Annotated in this window: 10 protein-coding genes, 2 tRNA genes and 3 rRNA genes; 2 read left to right on the forward strand and 13 right to left on the reverse strand. The window is 62.2% G+C overall.

What is annotated here, in order from left to right; all coding sequences use genetic code 11:
• Positions 1 to 5: 5 nt before the first annotated feature.
• Positions 6 to 698, forward strand: coding sequence for a glutamine amidotransferase (locus tag BWR19_17180; GenBank protein ID APX94522.1), 693 nt, complete (start codon positions 6 to 8; stop codon positions 696 to 698).
• Here the strand turns inward: BWR19_17180 and BWR19_17185 are convergent.
• The 6 genes from BWR19_17185 to BWR19_17210 all read right to left on the reverse strand — a co-directional run bounded on the left by BWR19_17185 (position 651) and on the right by BWR19_17210 (position 6,969).
• On the reverse strand, positions 651 to 1,772 hold the full coding sequence (locus BWR19_17185; GenBank protein ID APX94523.1) for a tRNA 2-selenouridine(34) synthase MnmH: 1,122 nt from the start codon (positions 1,770 to 1,772) through the stop codon (positions 651 to 653). The genes BWR19_17180 and BWR19_17185 overlap by 48 nt on opposite strands.
• The gene (locus BWR19_17190) at positions 1,769 to 2,806 is read right to left on the reverse strand and encodes a selenide, water dikinase SelD (GenBank protein APX94524.1); all 1,038 of its coding nucleotides are present in this window, start codon (positions 2,804 to 2,806) and stop codon (positions 1,769 to 1,771) included. Before BWR19_17190 ends, BWR19_17185 begins: the two co-directional genes overlap by 4 nt.
• A 46-nt stretch (positions 2,807 to 2,852) precedes the next feature.
• A complete protein-coding gene (locus BWR19_17195) occupies positions 2,853 to 4,232 on the reverse strand; it encodes a DNA repair protein RadA (GenBank protein ID APX94525.1) in 1,380 nt (459 codons plus the stop codon).
• A gap of 115 nt (positions 4,233 to 4,347) precedes the next feature.
• Positions 4,348 to 4,797, reverse strand: a complete 450-nt coding sequence (locus BWR19_17200) for a copper resistance protein (GenBank protein ID APX94526.1) — start codon at positions 4,795 to 4,797, stop codon at positions 4,348 to 4,350.
• 105 nt (positions 4,798 to 4,902) lie between these two features.
• Positions 4,903 to 6,012, reverse strand: a complete 1,110-nt coding sequence (locus BWR19_17205) for an alkene reductase (GenBank protein ID APX94527.1) — start codon at positions 6,010 to 6,012, stop codon at positions 4,903 to 4,905.
• Between the two features lie 72 nt (positions 6,013 to 6,084).
• The gene (locus BWR19_17210; GenBank protein APX94528.1) at positions 6,085 to 6,969 is read right to left on the reverse strand and encodes a transporter; all 885 of its coding nucleotides are present in this window, start codon (positions 6,967 to 6,969) and stop codon (positions 6,085 to 6,087) included.
• A gap of 127 nt (positions 6,970 to 7,096) precedes the next feature.
• Here BWR19_17210 and BWR19_17215 point away from each other — a divergent pair, with 127 nt between their 5' ends.
• Positions 7,097 to 8,161, forward strand: coding sequence for a histidinol-phosphate transaminase (locus BWR19_17215; GenBank protein APX94529.1), 1,065 nt, complete (start codon positions 7,097 to 7,099; stop codon positions 8,159 to 8,161).
• A gap of 342 nt (positions 8,162 to 8,503) precedes the next feature.
• On the opposite strand, the gene rrf is transcribed toward BWR19_17215, so the two are convergent.
• The 7 genes from rrf to BWR19_17250 all read right to left on the reverse strand — a co-directional run bounded on the left by rrf (position 8,504) and on the right by BWR19_17250 (position 16,588).
• Positions 8,504 to 8,619 (reverse strand): 5S ribosomal RNA (rrf, locus tag BWR19_17220).
• Positions 8,620 to 8,687: 68 nt separating this feature from the next.
• Positions 8,688 to 11,601 (reverse strand): 23S ribosomal RNA (locus BWR19_17225).
• 293 nt (positions 11,602 to 11,894) lie between these two features.
• A tRNA-Ala gene (locus BWR19_17230) sits at positions 11,895 to 11,970 on the reverse strand.
• 116 nt (positions 11,971 to 12,086) lie between these two features.
• A tRNA-Ile gene (locus BWR19_17235) sits at positions 12,087 to 12,163 on the reverse strand.
• A 191-nt stretch (positions 12,164 to 12,354) separates the two neighbouring features.
• Positions 12,355 to 13,901: ribosomal RNA gene (locus BWR19_17240) — 16S ribosomal RNA — on the reverse strand.
• Together the 16S, 23S and 5S rRNA genes with 2 tRNA genes alongside form the textbook arrangement of a ribosomal RNA operon.
• Positions 13,902 to 14,565: 664 nt before the next feature.
• The gene (locus BWR19_17245; GenBank protein APX94530.1) at positions 14,566 to 15,414 is read right to left on the reverse strand and encodes a CDP-diacylglycerol--serine O-phosphatidyltransferase; all 849 of its coding nucleotides are present in this window, start codon (positions 15,412 to 15,414) and stop codon (positions 14,566 to 14,568) included.
• 157 nt (positions 15,415 to 15,571) lie between these two features.
• Complete coding sequence (locus tag BWR19_17250) at positions 15,572 to 16,588, reverse strand: ketol-acid reductoisomerase (GenBank protein ID APX94531.1); 1,017 nt, start codon at positions 16,586 to 16,588, stop codon at positions 15,572 to 15,574.
• Positions 16,589 to 16,667 lie beyond the last annotated feature (79 nt).

A 16,667-nucleotide genomic window follows, 5' to 3' on the forward strand; every position in this document is an offset into this window, starting at 1 on the left:
TCGATATGCACATCTACTTTCTGCAACACGCCGACCATCTGGGCCCCGCCAGGCTCGCCGACTGGCTGACCGGCATGGGCCATAGCTTCAACGGCTGCCTGCTGCACCGCGGCGAGGCGCCGCCACGGCTCGAGGACTGCGACGCCCTGATCGTGCTCGATGCGCCGCTCGATCTCGACCCGACCCATGCCGACTGGCTGAGCCGCGAGCGCAAGCTGATCCAGCGTGCGCTGAAAAGCGGCAAGCCGCTGCTCGGCGTCGGCTTCGGCGCCGGGCTGATCGCCGAGGGCCTGGGGGCCATCGTGTCGCCGGGCACCTACCCGGAGCTCGGCTTTCATCGCGTCACCCTGGCCGAGGACAGCCCGTTCGACCTGCCCGAGCAGTTCGAGGCCTTCATGTGCCATCGCGACATCTTCGGCCTCCCCGAAGGCGCGCTACCGCTCGGCGCCAGCACCGCCAGCCCGGTGCAGGGCTTCAGCTGGGACGCTGGCCGGGTGGTGGCGCTGCAGTGCCACCTCGAAGCCACCGAACCCAGCGTGCGTGCACATCTCGACGCACAGCCCGAGCTGGCAACCGTCGCCAATCAGCGTTTCGTCCAGCCCCGCGCCGAGATCCTCGCCGATCCGCGGCGCTTCGACCAGCTCGCCTCGCTACTCGACCGCGTGCTGCTCGACTGGCTGCGCAGCGTGCCGAGCTGACCAGTCGCGGGCCGCAGCCAGGCAGCTGTCCCAGTCGCCAACGTGCAGGAAGTGCTGCTCGCCCTTCTCCAACTGGTGACGGTACATCGGGTCATAGTACTCGGTGAGCAGCGGCGCCAGCCACGCCTCGTGTGCCTGGCGGTCGCCGCGGGCATGCTCGCGGAAGGCCAGCTCCTGCAGGCGCTGGAGGCGCGCCAGCCGGGCGCTACCGAGCCGCTTGGCGAGTCGCGCCAGCGACGAGGCCAGCTGCTTGCGCATCAGCGCCCAGCCCAGCCACTCGCCGAACTGCGAGCGATACACCTCCCACAGGTCATCGATGTAATCCTTGCGGATCTGCGCCAGCCGCCAGTCCAAGGGCATCTCGACGCGAACCCGCGGCGCCTGCTGCATGGCATGCCAGAACGCCAGCGGCACGTTGACCGCACCGATATGGCGTGACTCGTCTTCCACCACCAGCGGCCCCGGCAGTGCCAGCAGCCGGCGGCCCATGTCGTGTTCGAAGTCGATCTGCGAGGGCGACTGCAGCGGATGACGGCCAAACGCCGAGCCCTTGTGGCGCGCGCAGGCTTCCAGGTCTAGACCACCGGGCAGGCACTGGATCAGCGAGGTCTTGGCGCAGCCGGTCAGGCCGCCCACGACCAGCAGCGGCTGCTCGGCGGCGGCATCGATGCGTGCGCACAGCGCCTGGCGCATGGCCTTCCAGCCGCCGCGGATGCGCGGCCGCTGCAGGCCGGCCTCGGCCAGCCACTGCTGCGCGACCTGGGAGCGCAGCCCGCCGCGGAAGCAGTAGACGATAGCGTCCGGGTGCCTGGCCAGCAGCCGCTGCCAGGCCTCGACGCGACTCGCCTTGAGACCGCCGCTGACCAGCTGCTGCCCTAGTGCGATGGCAGCCTCCTGCCCCTGCTGCTTGTAGGCGATGCCCACTCGATGGCGCTCTTCGTCGTCCATCAGCGGCAGGTTGACGGCGCCGGGCAAGGCGCCCTGGGCAAACTCTACCGGGGCGCGTACGTCGATCAGCGTACGGCCCTCGCTCAGCAAGGCCAGGTCAGGCTCGACCAGCGGCAGCTCGCTCATCCACGCACCCGTATCAGTACCGGCCCGTCGGCCTTGACCACCTCGCCGAACGGCTGCAGTTCGATTCCGTGGGCGCGGCCGATGCGCTCGACGTCGTCTTCCCAGGCGGGGTGCACGGAAAGCAGCAGGCCGCCGGAGGTCTGCGGGTCGCACAGCCACTGCCAGTGCGCCTCGTCCATCGCCGGCAGGCTTTCACCCAGCGCCTGGCGGTTGCGTGCGCTGCCGCCCGGCACCGCGCCCTGGCGGCGGTAGGCTTCGGCCTCGGCCAGGCGCGGCAGCTGCTTGAAATCGATCCGCGCGGCCACCCCGCTGGCGGTGCACACCTCGGCCAGGTGGCCAGCCAGGCCGAAGCCGGTGACATCGGTCATGGCATGCACGCCCTCGACCTTGGCCAGCGCCATGCCGATGTCGTTGGCCTTGAGCATGGTCTCGCGGGCCAGGCCCTGATGCCCGGCCTGGATCAGCCCTTGCTTCTCGGCGGTAGTCAGCATGCCCACGCCCAGCGGCTTGGTCAGGTAGAGCAGATCCCCCGGCTTGGCGGCGTTGTTGAGCTTGAGATGTTCGAGATCGACCAGGCCGTTGACCGCCAGGCCGAAGATCGGCTCCGAGGCATCGATGGAGTGGCCGCCGGCCAGCGCCAGGCCCAGCTCGCGGCATACCGCCTGGGCCCCGGCCACCACGTCGCCGGCAATGTCGGCGCCCAGCTTGTCGAGGGGCCAGCCGAGGATACCCAGCGCCATCACCGGCGTGCCGCCCATGGCGTAGACATCGCTGATGGCATTGGTGGCGGCGATGCGGCCGAAGTCGAAGGGATCATCGACGATCGGCATGAAGAAGTCGGTAGTGGCAATCATCCCGCGGCCGTCGCCCAGGTCATAGACGGCGGCGTCCTCGCGCCCCTGGTTGCCAACGATCAGTCGCTTGTGACCGGCGCCGGGGCCGGCCTTGGCGAGAATGCTGTCGAGCACGTCGGGGGCGATCTTGCAGCCACAGCCGGCACCGTGGCTGTACTGGGTCAGACGAATGGCACTCATCGGGCTCTCCTTGCGGCAGTGATTGAATTGAGTCTAGCTGACGCCACTACAGCGCCTCGATCGCTTCGGCCAGTTTGTCGACGGCGATCACCTGCATGCCCGGCGGTGAGCTCTTGGGCGCATTGCCGCGCGGTACGATGGCGCGGGTGAAGCCGTGCTTGGCGGCCTCGACGATACGCTCCTGACCGCTCGGCACCGGGCGTATCTCACCGGACAGGCCGACCTCGCCGAACACCACCAGCTCACGGGGCAGCGGGCGGCTCTGCAGGCTCGACACCACCGCCAGCAGGACCGCCAGGTCGGCGCTGGTCTCGAGCACCTTGACCCCGCCAACCACGTTGAGGAACACGTCCTGGTCGCCGGTGAACAGGCCGCCGTGGCGATGCAGCACCGCCAGCAGCATCGCCAGGCGATTGGGGTCGAGGCCCACCGCCACGCGGCGCGGATTGCCCAGCGCCGAGTCGTCGAGCAGCGCCTGCACTTCGACCAGGATCGGCCGGGTGCCCTCCCAGACCACCATTACCAGGCTGCCCGAGCTCTGCTCCTCGCTGCGCGAGAGGAAGATCGCGCTGGGATTCTTGACCTCCTTGAGGCCGTGCTCGAGCATCGCGAACACGCCCAGCTCGTTGACCGCGCCGAAGCGGTTCTTCTGGCCGCGCAGGGTGCGGAAGCGCGAGTCGGCGCCACCCTCGAGCAGCAGCGAGGCATCGATCATATGCTCCAGCACCTTGGGACCGGCCAGCGAGCCGTCCTTGGTGACGTGACCCACCAGCAGCAGCACGGTGTTGGACTGCTTGGCGAAGCGGGTCAGCGCTGCGGCGGATTCACGCACCTGGGCCACGCCGCCCGGCGCCGAGGCGATATCGTCGAGGTGCATGGTCTGGATCGAGTCGATGATCAGTACCTCGGGCCGTTCGCGCTCGGCGACGGCGAGGATCGTCTCGACGCTGGTCTCGGCCAGCATCTTCAGCCCTTGGGTAGGCAGCTGCAGGCGATGGGCGCGCATCGCCACCTGGGACAGCGACTCCTCGCCGGTAACGTAGAGGGCGGACTTGTGCTGAGCCAGCTTGCAGGCGGTCTGCAGCAGCAGGGTCGACTTGCCGGCCCCCGGGTGGCCGCCGAGCAGCACCGCCGAGCCGGGCACCAGGCCACCGCCGAGCACACGATCGAACTCGCCGAAGGTCGACGAGAAGCGCGGCACTTCACTGAGGTCTACCGCTGCCAGGTCGATTACCTCGCGGGACACGATCCCGGCGTAGCCGCTGCGGCCAGTGGTCGACGGCGCGGCACCGGCACCCGGCCGCGCCGAGGCCAGGCGCACCTCGCTCAGGGTGTTCCATTCACGGCAGCTCGAACACTGGCCCTGCCACTTGCTGTACTCGGCACCGCACTCGGTGCATACGAACGCACTCTTCGCCTTGGCCATATTGGCATCCCATGCAAACGAGGGTGCATTCTAGCAGCCGGGGCCCACGCCGCCGACTCCCGCAACGCAGCGGGGCGGCCCGAAGGCCGCCCCGCTGTGCTACCGCATGCGTCGTTTACTGACGCTGCAGCTGCAGCATGTCGTTATTCTCGAAACGCCGGCGCTCGGGGTCGATCAGTTCCAGCGTGGTGTCATCCACGCGCAGGAAGTAGTAGATCTGCCCTTCGTTTTCTGGCGTCAGTTCGTAGACGGTGGCGTTGGGGTCATCGGCGCTGCCGCTGAGGACTTCCCAGTTCCCGGTATAGTTCTCGCTGGGCGGATCCTGGGGATGTTCGCGATAGCTGGCCTCGAGAGCGAAGGTACGCTCCTCGTCGGCGCTCTGCTCATCGCCCATCATCCGCACATCGATGTCGATGCCGGCACAGTTGCGGCAGGGTAGCGTGCCCTGATAGACCGCCTCCCCGTCTGCGGCCATGTCCGGCGCGGGGCCTTCCGTCGGGCCGGCGGCGCAGCCCGCCATCACGGCAAGCACGGCGGAACCGGCCAGCAACGTCCTGATTCGCATGAGAGTCCTCCTAACCATTGGGCCTAAGTGTCGCGAACCGCGACCACTACCTCACAGCATAACCGACAAGCACGCCGCGCGGACAGTTCCGCGCGCCTGCCATGTTCAGGCGGTGGCTTCGGCCAGCCGCGGGTAATCGGTATAGCCTTCGCTGCCGCCACCGTAGAACGTCGCCGGATCCGGCTCATTGAGCTCGGCATCGACGGCAAAGCGCTCGACCAGATCGGGATTGGCAATATACGGCCTGCCGAAGGCCGCGGCATCGCCCAGGTCTTCGCGGATCAACGTCTCCGCGCGCGGCGCCGTATAGTGGCCGCAGTAGATCAGGCTGCCGCTAAAGCGCTCACGCAGCCCGCGACGGAAGTCGTCGCTCAACTGCGGCCCTTCGCCGGTCCAGTCCGGCTCGTTGATGTGCACATAGGCGATATTGCGCAGCGACAGCTGCTCGGCCAGATAGTCGATCATCGCCTGGGGCTCATCGTCCTGGAGCCCGAATATCTCGATGAACGGCGACAGGCGGATACCCACGCGACCGGCGCCCATCACCTCGCTGACCGCATCGACCACCTCCAGCACCAGCCGCGCGCGGTTGACCACGCTGCCACCGTAGCGATCGTTGCGGCGGTTGCTGCCGGTGGCCATGAACTGCTGCAGCAGGTAGGCGTTGGCGGCGTGCACCTCGACCATATCGAAGCCGGCACGCTTGGCGTTGTGCGCCGCATGGCGATAGTCGGCGACGATCGCCGGCAGCTCGTCACTCTCCAGTGCGCGCGGCGTGCTGGTCGGATGTTGGCCGGCGCTGCCGTCCTCGAACTCGATGAAGCAGTTGGCGCCTTCGGCGCGCAGCGCACTGGGCGCCACCGGCGGCTGGCCGTCGGGCTGCACCGACTCATGTGAGATCCGGCCAACGTGCCACAGCTGCAATGCGATACGGCCTCCCTCGCGGTGCACGGCATCGACCACGCCCTTCCAGCCCAGCACTTGCTCATCGCTCCAGATGCCCGGGGTATAGACGTAGCCGCGAGCAGTGGGCGAGATATTGGTCGCTTCGCTGATGATCAATCCGGCACTGGCGCGCTGGGCATAGTAGCGCTGCTGCAGCTTGCCGGGGATGCCGTCCGGGGTACGCGCCCGGGTCAGCGGCGCCATGATCACCCGATTGGGCAGTTGCAGGCTGCCAACGGTCAGTGGTGACAACAAGGTCGAATAAGCCATCGTGATTCCTGTAGTGAGCGTGTGCTTGTATAGATGGAGATCGTTAGAGGGCTAATCAAGCCCCCGGTTCACTCATCCACCGTAGGCAAACACCAGGCCCAGCACGATCGGCATCACTACCAGGCTGCCCAGGTTGCCGATCAGCACCAAGGAGGCGACTTTCTGGGGCTCCTGGCGATACTGCTCGGCAACCAGATAGTTGAGTACCGCTGGCGGCAGGGCGGCAAAGACCCATAGCGTCGCCGCCTGCAAGCCGGTCAGGTCGAGTAGCCAGACCAGCGGCGCGGCGATAATCAGGCCTGATAGCGGGCACAGCACCGCCCCCAACGCGCCGGTCTTCCAGTCGCCGAAATCGATATCGAGCATGCGCACGCCGAGGGCGAACAGCATCAGAGGAATGCAGACGTTGCCCAGCATGTGCAGCGTCTCCAGCAGCCAGCCGGGCAGCACCGCGCCGCTGAGGTTGACCGCCAGGCCGGCGATACTGGCCAGCACGATCGGCATGCGCAGCAGCCGCCACATCGGCGTGCGCGGGTTGAGCATGTACAGCCCCACCGAGAAATGCAGCAGCATCTCGACGATGAACACCACCACCGCCGCGGGCAGCGCCGCCTCGCCGAAGGCCAGTACCAGCAGCGGGATTCCCATGTTGCCGGAGTTGTTGAACATCATCGGCGGCAGGAAGGTCTTGGGCTCCAGTCGCAGCCACTTGACCAACGGCCACAGCAACAGCCCCGACCCCAGCACCACGATGGCCGCTGCGGCGGCAAGGCCGGCATACTCCTCCAGCGGCGCCTGCCCGTCGGCGAGGACGGCAAACACCAGCATCGGAACGAACAGCTCCATGTTGAGCGTGTTGAGCCCGCGAATGTCCGGGGTGCGGAAGCGCCCATACAGCGTTCCGCAGCCGGCGATCAGAAACACCGGTAGCAGCGTGGCGAGAATTTGAGCAATCATCGAGCGATCCCTGTGCTGAGCGCCACAGCCTAGCATGACCGGTGCTTGCGCTGCGCCCGAGGCCGCGTCACCATGACCAAAGTGCTATCCACAGGCGCCTATGCGCCCCCTGTCTATGTGAGTGACCATGAGCAAGTTCTGGAGCCCGATCGTCCGGGAGCTGACGCCCTACGTGCCTGGCGAGCAGCCACGCGAGCAGCTGATCAAGCTGAACACCAACGAGAATCCTTATCCGCCGGCGCCAGGCGTCGAGCAGGCGCTGCGTGACTACCCCGTCGATCACCTGCGCCTCTATCCCGACCCCGAGGCCACTGCACTGCGCCAGGCGCTGGCCGAGGCCAACGGCGTCGAGCTCGACCAGGTGTTCGTCGGTAACGGCAGCGATGAGGTGCTAGCGCTGGCCTTCCAGGCCTTCTTCTGCCAGGACAAGCCGCTATCGATGCCGGCCATCACCTACAGCTTCTACCCGGTCTACTGCCGCCTGTACGGCATCGACTACCGCACCCTGGCACTCGGTGACGAATGGCAGGTGCCGCTGGAGTCCTTCAGCGCCGACAGCGGCGGCGTGATCTTCGCCAACCCCAATGCGCCGACCGGCCACGGTCACGGCCGCGAGGCGATCGCCGTACTGCTCGAGCGTGTTCGTGAATGCGTGGTGCTGGTGGATGAAGCCTATGTCGACTTTGGCGGAGAGAGCGCCGTTCCGCTGGTATCCCGCTATCCCAACCTGCTGGTGACCGGCACCTTCTCCAAGTCGCGCAGCCTGGCAGGCCTCAGGCTCGGCTACGCGATTGGCTCCCGCGAGCTGATCGAGGGCCTGGAGCGCATCAAGAATTCGTTCAACTCCTACCCCATCGACAGCATCGCCAATGCCGCCGGCGTCGCCGCCCTGCAGGACACCGAACACTTCGAGGCGTGCCGCGAGAAGGTCATCACCACCCGCGAGCGCACCCGTCGGCGTCTGAGCGAGCTAGGCTTCGAGGTGCTGCCGTCTCAGGCCAATTTCGTGCTCGTCCGCCACCCCCAGGTCGACGCCGCCCAGCTATTCGCCGGACTGCGTGAGCGCGCGATCCTGGTCAGACACTTCAACACCGAGGCGCTGCGCGACTTCATGCGTATCTCCATCGGCACCGACGACGAGATGGACAGCCTGATCGAAGCCCTCGAAGGGCTCTGCCGCCAGCCAGGCTGACTTAGCCCATAACCACGAAACCCCAGCCTCTTTCGACGCTGGGGTTTCTGTAATAGCGAAGCCCCGATCCCTGCGAGAACGGGGCGTCTGGACATGAAAAAACCCAGCCTCTTTCGAAGCTGGGTTTCTAAATAAGTGTCTGACGGTGACCCGAGCGGCGCTCCGCTACTCTCGCATGGGGGTGAGACCGCCCGGCCCTTCGCGGCACCGCCGCGAGGGCGGTCGAACGCCCCGAGCAGGCGAGGGGCCGGCCCGCGAAGCGGCCCCACATAGAAAAAGCGGGTTTCCCCATGCCCATGAAAAAACCCCAGCCTCTTCCGAAGCTGGGGTTTTGGTATAGGTGCCTGACGATGACCTACTCTCGCATGGGGAGACCCCACACTACCATCGGCGCTGAGCGGTTTCACTGCTGAGTTCGGCATGGGATCAGGTGGTTCCCGCACGCTATGGTCGTCAGGCGAAAAACGTGGGAATCATGCCAACCAATACGTCTCAACGCATCCGTCAATTGTCGCGTAATCCACAGACCCCTTGGGGTTATATGGTCAAGCCTCACGGGCCATTAGTACACGTTAGCTCAACACATTGCTGTGCTTCCACACCGTGCCTATCAACCAGCTAGTCTCGCTGGGCCCTTCAGGAGGCGTAAAGCCTCAGGGAAGTCTCATCTTGAAGGGGGCTTCCCGCTTAGATGCTTTCAGCGGTTATCCTGTCCGCACATAGCTACCCGGCAATGCCACTGGCGTGACAACCGGAACACCAGAGGTGCGTCCACTCCGGTCCTCTCGTACTAGGAGCAGCTCTTCTCAAACTTCCGACGCCCACGGCAGATAGGGACCGAACTGTCTCACGACGTTCTAAACCCAGCTCGCGTACCACTTTAAATGGCGAACAGCCATACCCTTGGGACCGACTTCAGCCCCAGGATGTGATGAGCCGACATCGAGGTGCCAAACACCGCCGTCGATGTGAACTCTTGGGCGGTATCAGCCTGTTATCCCCGGAGTACCTTTTATCCGTTGAGCGATGGCCCTTCCATACAGAACCACCGGATCACTAGAACCTACTTTCGTACCTGCTCGACGTGTCTGTCTCGCAGTTAAGCACCCTTATGCTCTTGCACTCAATGCACGATTTCCAACCGTGCTGAGGGTACCTTCGTGCTCCTCCGTTACTCTTTGGGAGGAGACCGCCCCAGTCAAACTACCCACCACACACTGTCCTCGACCCGGATAACGGGCCTGAGTTAGAACGCCAATGATGCCAGGCTGGTATTTCAAGGTTGGCTCCACCCGAACTGGCGTCCGGGTTTCTAAGCCTCCCAGCTATCCTACACAAGCAACATCAGCATCCAGTGTGAAGCTATAGTAAAGGTTCACGGGGTCTTTCCGTCTAGCCGCGGGTACACAGCATCTTCACTGCGATTTCAATTTCACTGAGTCTCGGGTGGAGACAGCGTGGCCATCATTACGCCATTCGTGCAGGTCGGAACTTACCCGACAAGGAATTTCGCTACCTTAGGACCGTTATAGTTACGGCCGCCGTTTACCGGGGCTTCGATCAAGAGCTTCGCCTTGCGGCTAACACCATCAATTAACCTTCCGGCACCGGGCAGGCGTCACACCCTATACGTCCGCTTACGCGTTTGCAGAGTGCTGTGTTTTTAATAAACAGTTGCAGCCACCTGGTATCTTCGACCGCCTCGTGCTCGGGGAGCAAGTCCCTTCACACTAACGCGGCGTGCCTTCTCCCGAAGTTACGGCACCATTTTGCCTAGTTCCTTCACCCGAGTTCTCTCAAGCGCCTTAGGATTCTCACCCTGACCACCTGTGTCGGTTTGGGGTACGGTCTCACATGGTCTGAAGCTTAGAGGCTTTTCCTGGAAGCGTGGCATCAGTGACTTCCAGACCGTGGTCTGTTCGTCTCGTCTCTCGGCCTTGAGGATCCGGATTTGCCTAAACCCTCAGCCTACCGACTTTCACCAGGACAACCAACGCCTGGCTCACCTAGCCTTCTTCGTCCCCCCATCGCAACCATGTCAGGTACGGGAATATTGACCCGTTTCCCATCGACTACGCCTTTCGGCCTCGCCTTAGGGGCCGACTCACTCTGCTCTGATTAGCATCGAACAGAAACCCTTGGTCTTCCGGCGGGGGAGTTTTTCACTCCCCTTGTCGTTACTCATGTCAGCATTCGCACTCGTGATACCTCCAGCAGACTTCTCAATCCACCTTCATCGGCTTACACGACGCTCCTCTACCGCTCATCCCTAAGGATGAACCCGTAGCTTCGGTACCTGGTTTAGCCCCGTTACATCTTCCGCGCAGGCCGACTCGACTAGTGAGCTATTACGCTTTCTTTAAAGGATGGCTGCTTCTAAGCCAACCTCCTAGCTGTCTGAGCCTTCCCACATCGTTTCCCACTTAACCAGGATTTCGGGACCTTAGCTGACGGTCTGGGTTGTTTCCCTTTTCACAACGGACGTTAGCACCCGCTGTGTGTCTCCCACGCTCGCACTCACCGGTATTCGGAGTTTGCCTCGGGTTGGTAAGTCGGGATGACCCCCTAGCCGAAACAGTGCTCTACCCCCGGCGGTGATACGTGAGGCGCTACCTAAATAGCTTTCGAGGAGAACCAGCTATCTCCGGGCTTGATTAGCCTTTCACTCCGATCCACAAGTCATCCAAATCTTTTTCAACAGATCCTGGTTCGGTCCTCCAGTTGATGTTACTCAACCTTCAACCTGCTCATGGATAGATCGCCCGGTTTCGGGTCTATATCCAGCGACTGGTCGCCCAGTTAAGACTCGGTTTCCCTACGCCTCCCCTATACGGTTAAGCTCGCCACTGAATATAAGTCGCTGACCCATTATACAAAAGGTACGCGGTCACCGAACATGTCGGCTCCCACTGCTTGTACGCACACGGTTTCAGGATCTATTTCACTCCCCTCTCCGGGGTTCTTTTCGCCTTTCCCTCACGGTACTGGTTCACTATCGGTCAGCCAGGAGTATTTAGCCTTGGAGGATGGTCCCCCCGTCTTCAGTCAAGGTTTCACGTGCCCCGACCTACTCGATTTCACGTGATCAGATTTTCGGCTACGGGACTATCACCCACTATGGTCGAGTTTCCCAACTCGTTTGCCTAATCAGTCACACGCTTAAGGGCTGGTCCCCGTTCGCTCGCCGCTACTAGGGGAATCTCGGTTGATTTCTTTTCCTCAGGGTACTTAGATGTTTCAGTTCCCCTGGTTCGCCTCCCAACACCTATGGATTCAGTGTGGGATACCCAGCTTATGCTGGGTGGGTTTCCCCATTCAGAAATGCCCGGGTCACAGGTCGTTTGCCACCTCACCGAGCCTTATCGCAGGCTTCCACGTCTTTCATCGCCTCTGGCTGCCTAGGCATCCACCGTGTGCGCTTAATCGCTTGACCATATAACCCGAAAGGGTCTGGTCTGCGATTACGTACGACAATTGCCGGATACGCTTGAAACGTATCTTGCATTTCTCCTTGCGGAGAAATTTGTCAGCATGATTCACATTGTTAAAGAGCAGACTGTCAATCGACAGTCATAAACCGGTCATCGTCTGATGCGATGGTGGCTTATGACTGTAGATCCGATCAGGTAATTCGACTGTTGGACGCTAGCGGCCAAACGATCTGAGGCAAGGCGAAAGGCGACGACGCATAGTGCGCTATGCGAGGAGACTTTCAACGTAGCATCAGGAAGTTTGGTGGAGCCAAGCGGGATCGAACCGCTGACCTCCTGCGTGCAAGGCAGGCGCTCTCCCAGCTGAGCTATGGCCCCCTATCAACATCCACTCCGATGAAGGAGAAAATGTAATTTCGTCGGAGACAAGGCGCTTTGGGCCGACGCATAGCCTGCTATGCGAGGTTCAAAGCAACGCCGTATCCGGCGAAATTTGGTGGGTCTGGGCAGATTTGAACTGCCGACCTCACCCTTATCAGGGGTGCGCTCTAACCAACTGAGCTACAGACCCGGCACTGTACCGTTGCAAGCTGCTGGCAACCCGCTGGCCGACCTCACCCTGCTTTCCACTTAAGGTCAGGGGGTGCGCGCTAACCAGCTGATCTACCGACCCGCTTGCAACCGCTGGGTCCTCGACCCAAACAGTCTTTGCTCTGGCCGATCAGGTAATTCATTGTGAGCACTTGCCGACACGAGATGAATTCGTCGATAAGGAGGTGATCCAGCCGCAGGTTCCCCTACGGCTACCTTGTTACGACTTCACCCCAGTCATGAACCACACCGTGGTGATCGCTCCCCCGAGGGTTAAGCTAACCACTTCTGGTGCAGTCCACTCCCATGGTGTGACGGGCGGTGTGTACAAGGCCCGGGAACGTATTCACCGTGACATTCTGATTCACGATTACTAGCGATTCCGACTTCACGGAGTCGAGTTGCAGACTCCGATCCGGACTGAGGCAGGCTTTATGGGATTAGCTCCACGTCGCCGTCTTGCAACCCTTTGTACCTGCCATTGTAGCACGTGTGTAGCCCTACCCGTAAGGGCCATGATGACTTGACGTCGTCCCCACCTTCCTCCGGTTTGTCACCGGCAGTCTCCCTAGAGTTCCCGACCGAATCGCTGGCAAATAGGGACAGGGGTTGCGCTCGTTACGGGACTTAACCCAACATTTCACAACACGAGCTGACGACAGCCATGCAGCACCTGTCTTTCGGTTCCCGAAGGCACACCAAGATCTCTCTCGGCTTCCGAAGATGTCAAGGGTAGGTAAGGTTCTTCGCGTTGCATCGAATTAAACCACATGCTCCACCGCTTGTGCGGGCCCCCGTCAATTCATTTGAGTTTTAACCTTGCGGCCGTACTCCCCAGGCGGTCGACTTATCGCGTTAACTGCGCCACTAAGAACTCGAGGCTCCCAACGGCTAGTCGACATCGTTTACGGCGTGGACTACCAGGGTATCTAATCCTGTTTGCTACCCACGCTTTCGCACCTCAGTGTCAGTGTCAGTCCAGAAGGCCGCCTTCGCCACTGGTATTCCTCCCGATCTCTACGCATTTCACCGCTACACCGGGAATTCTACCTTCCTCTCCTGCACTCTAGCATGACAGTTCCGGATGCCGTTCCCAGGTTGAGCCCGGGGCTTTCACAACCGGCTTATCACGCCACCTACGCGCGCTTTACGCCCAGTAATTCCGATTAACGCTCGCACCCTCCGTATTACCGCGGCTGCTGGCACGGAGTTAGCCGGTGCTTCTTCTGTGAGTGATGTCCTTCCTCGAGCGTATTAAGCCCAAGGCCTTCTTCCTCACTGAAAGTGCTTTACAACCCGAAGGCCTTCTTCACACACGCGGCATGGCTGGATCAGGGTTGCCCCCATTGTCCAATATTCCCCACTGCTGCCTCCCGTAGGAGTTCGGGCCGTGTCTCAGTCCCGATGTGGCTGATCATCCTCTCAGACCAGCTACGGATCGTCGCCTTGGTGAGCCTTTACCTCACCAACAAGCTAATCCGACATAGGCTCATCCGATAGCGCAAGGTCCGAAGAGCCCCTGCTTTCTCCCGTAGGACGTATGCGGTATTAGCCTGGGTTTCCCCAGGTTATCCCCCACTATCGGGCAGATTCCTATGCATTACTCACCCGTCCGCCGCTCGTCAGCATCCAGCAAGCTGGATCTGTTACCGCTCGACTTGCATGTGTTAGGCCTGCCGCCAGCGTTCAATCTGAGCCATGATCAAACTCTTCAGTTTCAATCAATGCGGTTCTTGCTCACCCAGCATCCGAAGACACCAGGCAAAAGCGAACCAATCTTGGCTCAAGGTTCAAACGTTTACTCAATTCCGATCCGAAGATCGGTGACGAGTCGCTTGCCTTGATGATGTGGTGACTGATCACCTCGTCATCGACAAGCGCCCACATGAATTACCTGATCGATTGTTAAAGAGCGTCTCGCTGTTGCCGTGGCTCGTGAAGAGCCGCCAGCGCCCGGCGAGGAAGGCGTATTCTACTGAAACGGTGCGGCTTGTCAAGCCTCGGCGGTGGCGATCAGTGCGACCACATCGCAGCGAACTCCGCCTGCCCGAGCGTCTTGCGACGCGCCGTTCGAGTGGGGCGCATTCTACCGTTTCCGGCGGGCCTGTCAATCGCTTTTCTTCTCAGCCCGACAAGAAAAACCCAACAAAACCAACTGCTTGCCCCTCTCTTTACCGCTACCAACGTATGCCCGTCGGCAGCAGCGGATGCGTACTTTACGGATTTAGCGTGAGGCCCGCAAGCCCTTTTTGGCAGAAAACTTATCCACACCCCGCAAGCCGCGAGCGCCTGTGGATAGCTGCCCGCGAACAGCGGCCCGCCAGGCGGGCCATGCAGACGACAACGCCCGCACGGGGCGGGCGTTTGAGCGAGATGAAAAGCTCAGGCGTCGGGGGCGTGCTTCATCTTGCGCATCACCGCCAGCGCTGGCCCCGAGACCACATAGGCACCGAACAGCAGCAGCAACATCACCGAGGGCTGCACTGAAATCATCACGAAGCCAAGCACGATGGCCAGCAGCACCACGAAGGGGACCGGCTTCTTGAAGTCGATGTCCTTGAAGCTGTGGTAGCGAATATTGCTGACCATCAGCACCCCGGCGGCCGCCACCACCAGCAGCATCAGCAGCTTGAAGCCTACCGCATCGGCATCGAAGCTGTGGAAGGTCCATACGCTGGCAGCCACGAAGGCTGCCGCCGAGGGGCTCGGCAAACCGATGAACCACTTCTTGTCGGTACTGCCGATCTGCACGTTGAAGCGTGCCAGGCGCAGGGCGGCGCAGGCCACGTAGAGAAATGCCACGACCCAGCCGGTCTTGCCGATATCCTGCAAGATCCAGGTGAAGGCGACCAGCGCCGGCGCCACGCCGAACGAGACCATGTCGGAGAGGCTGTCGTACTCGGCACCGAAGGCGCTCTGGGTATTGGTCATGCGCGCTACCCGGCCGTCGAGACCGTCGAGCACCATGGCGATGAAGATCGCCACCGCTGCAGCGGTAAAATCGCCGTTGATGCCGGCGATCACGGCAAAGAAGCCCGAAAACAGTGCCGAGGTGGTAAACAGGTTGGGCAGCAGATAGATACCCCGTCGCCGTACCTTCTTGCCATCCTCTACCGCCTCCTCGATGACTTCGGTCTCGCGCACGAAGGCCGAAGCGATGTCTTCGTCGGCGCGCGACGGAGGCACCTGCTCGGCGCGATCCTGCTCTGGCGTGTTCGGCTCTTGGCTCATGATTCTCTTTCCGTTGCCCAAAAAAAGCGCCGCGGCGCCCTTTCCATTCTACACCCTGCCTCGCATTACGATAGCGGCAGGCTCCTGAGGGCAAGTGCCAACAACGCCAAGGGCGCGGAGTTCCGCGCCCTTGGCTTGACTAACCCAGCAGGTGCGATCAGTTCTTGGACTTGTCGACCAGTTGGTTGGCGGCGATCCACGGCATCATCGAGCGCAGCTTGGCGCCGACCTGCTCGATGTCGTGCTCGGCGTTGAGACGGCGACGCGCGGTCATCGACGGGTAGTTGCTGTTGCCCTCGTTGATGAACATCTTGGCGTACTCGCCGGTCTGGATGCGCTTGAGCGCATTGCGCATGGCAGCGCGAGACTCGTCGTTGATGATCTCGGGACCGGTGACGTACTCGCCGTACTCGGCATTGTTGGAGATCGAGTAGTTCATGTTGGCGATGCCGCCCTCGTACATCAGGTCGACGATCAGCTTGAGCTCATGCAGGCACTCGAAGTAGGCCATCTCCGGGGCGTAGCCGGCCTCGGTGAGGGTCTCGAAACCGGCCTTGACCAGCTCGACGGCACCGCCGCACAGCACCGCCTGCTCGCCGAACAGATCGGTCTCGGTCTCGTCCTTGAAGGTGGTCTCGATGATCCCGCTGCGGCCGCCGCCGACGCCCGCGGCGTAGGAGAGTGCCAGCTCCTTGGCGGAGCCCGAGGCATCCTGGTGGATGGCGATCAGGTCGGGAATGCCGCCGCCCTTGACGAACTCGGAGCGCACGGTGTGGCCCGGGGCCTTGGGCGCGATCATGATCACGTCCAGATCCTTGCGCGGCTCGATCTGGTTGTAGTGGATGTTGAAGCCGTGGGCGAAGGCCAGGGTGGCACCTTCCTTGAGATTCGGCTCGACCTCGTTCTCGTAGATCGCCTTCTGGTTCTCGTCCGGAGCCAGGATCATCACCACGTCGGCGGTCTTGCACGCCTCGGGCACGGAGGCGACCTTGAGGCCTGCCGCCTCGGCCTTGGCCGCGGAGGAGGAGCCTTGGCGCAGCGCTACGGTGACGTCGACGCCGGATTCCTTGAGGTTGTTGGCGTGGGCGTGGCCCTGGGAGCCGTAACCGACGATGGTGACCTTCTTGCCCTGGATGAGGGACAGGTCGCAGTCCTTATCGTAATAGACGCGCATGGGGATTCTCCTGAGATATGGCGGATATGGCATTCAGCGTTGATGGCCACCCGCGCCGTCTGTCGCGGCGCTGGGAGTC

It is taken from the genome of Halomonas sp. 1513 (assembly GCA_001971685.1).
Taxonomy (GTDB): domain Bacteria; phylum Pseudomonadota; class Gammaproteobacteria; order Pseudomonadales; family Halomonadaceae; genus Franzmannia.

Bases quoted from the DNA above. Each gene is read 5' to 3' on its own strand.
- BWR19_17245 (APX94530.1), bottom strand. From the start codon at position 15,414: ATGAGCCAAGAGCCGAACACGCCAGAGCAGGATCGCGCCGAGCAGGTG.
- BWR19_17215 (APX94529.1), top strand. From the start codon at position 7,097: ATGAGCAAGTTCTGGAGCCCGATCGTCCGGGAGCTGACGCCCTACGTG.
- BWR19_17190 (APX94524.1), bottom strand. From the start codon at position 2,806: ATGAGTGCCATTCGTCTGACCCAGTACAGCCACGGTGCCGGCTGTGGC.
- BWR19_17185 (APX94523.1), bottom strand. From the start codon at position 1,772: ATGAGCGAGCTGCCGCTGGTCGAGCCTGACCTGGCCTTGCTGAGCGAG.
- BWR19_17200 (APX94526.1), bottom strand. From the start codon at position 4,797: ATGCGAATCAGGACGTTGCTGGCCGGTTCCGCCGTGCTTGCCGTGATG.
- BWR19_17210 (APX94528.1), bottom strand. From the start codon at position 6,969: ATGATTGCTCAAATTCTCGCCACGCTGCTACCGGTGTTTCTGATCGCC.
- BWR19_17195 (APX94525.1), bottom strand. From the start codon at position 4,232: ATGGCCAAGGCGAAGAGTGCGTTCGTATGCACCGAGTGCGGTGCCGAG.
- BWR19_17205 (APX94527.1), bottom strand. From the start codon at position 6,012: ATGGCTTATTCGACCTTGTTGTCACCACTGACCGTTGGCAGCCTGCAA.
- BWR19_17180 (APX94522.1), top strand. From the start codon at position 6: ATGCACATCTACTTTCTGCAACACGCCGACCATCTGGGCCCCGCCAGG.
- BWR19_17250 (APX94531.1), bottom strand. From the start codon at position 16,588: ATGCGCGTCTATTACGATAAGGACTGCGACCTGTCCCTCATCCAGGGC.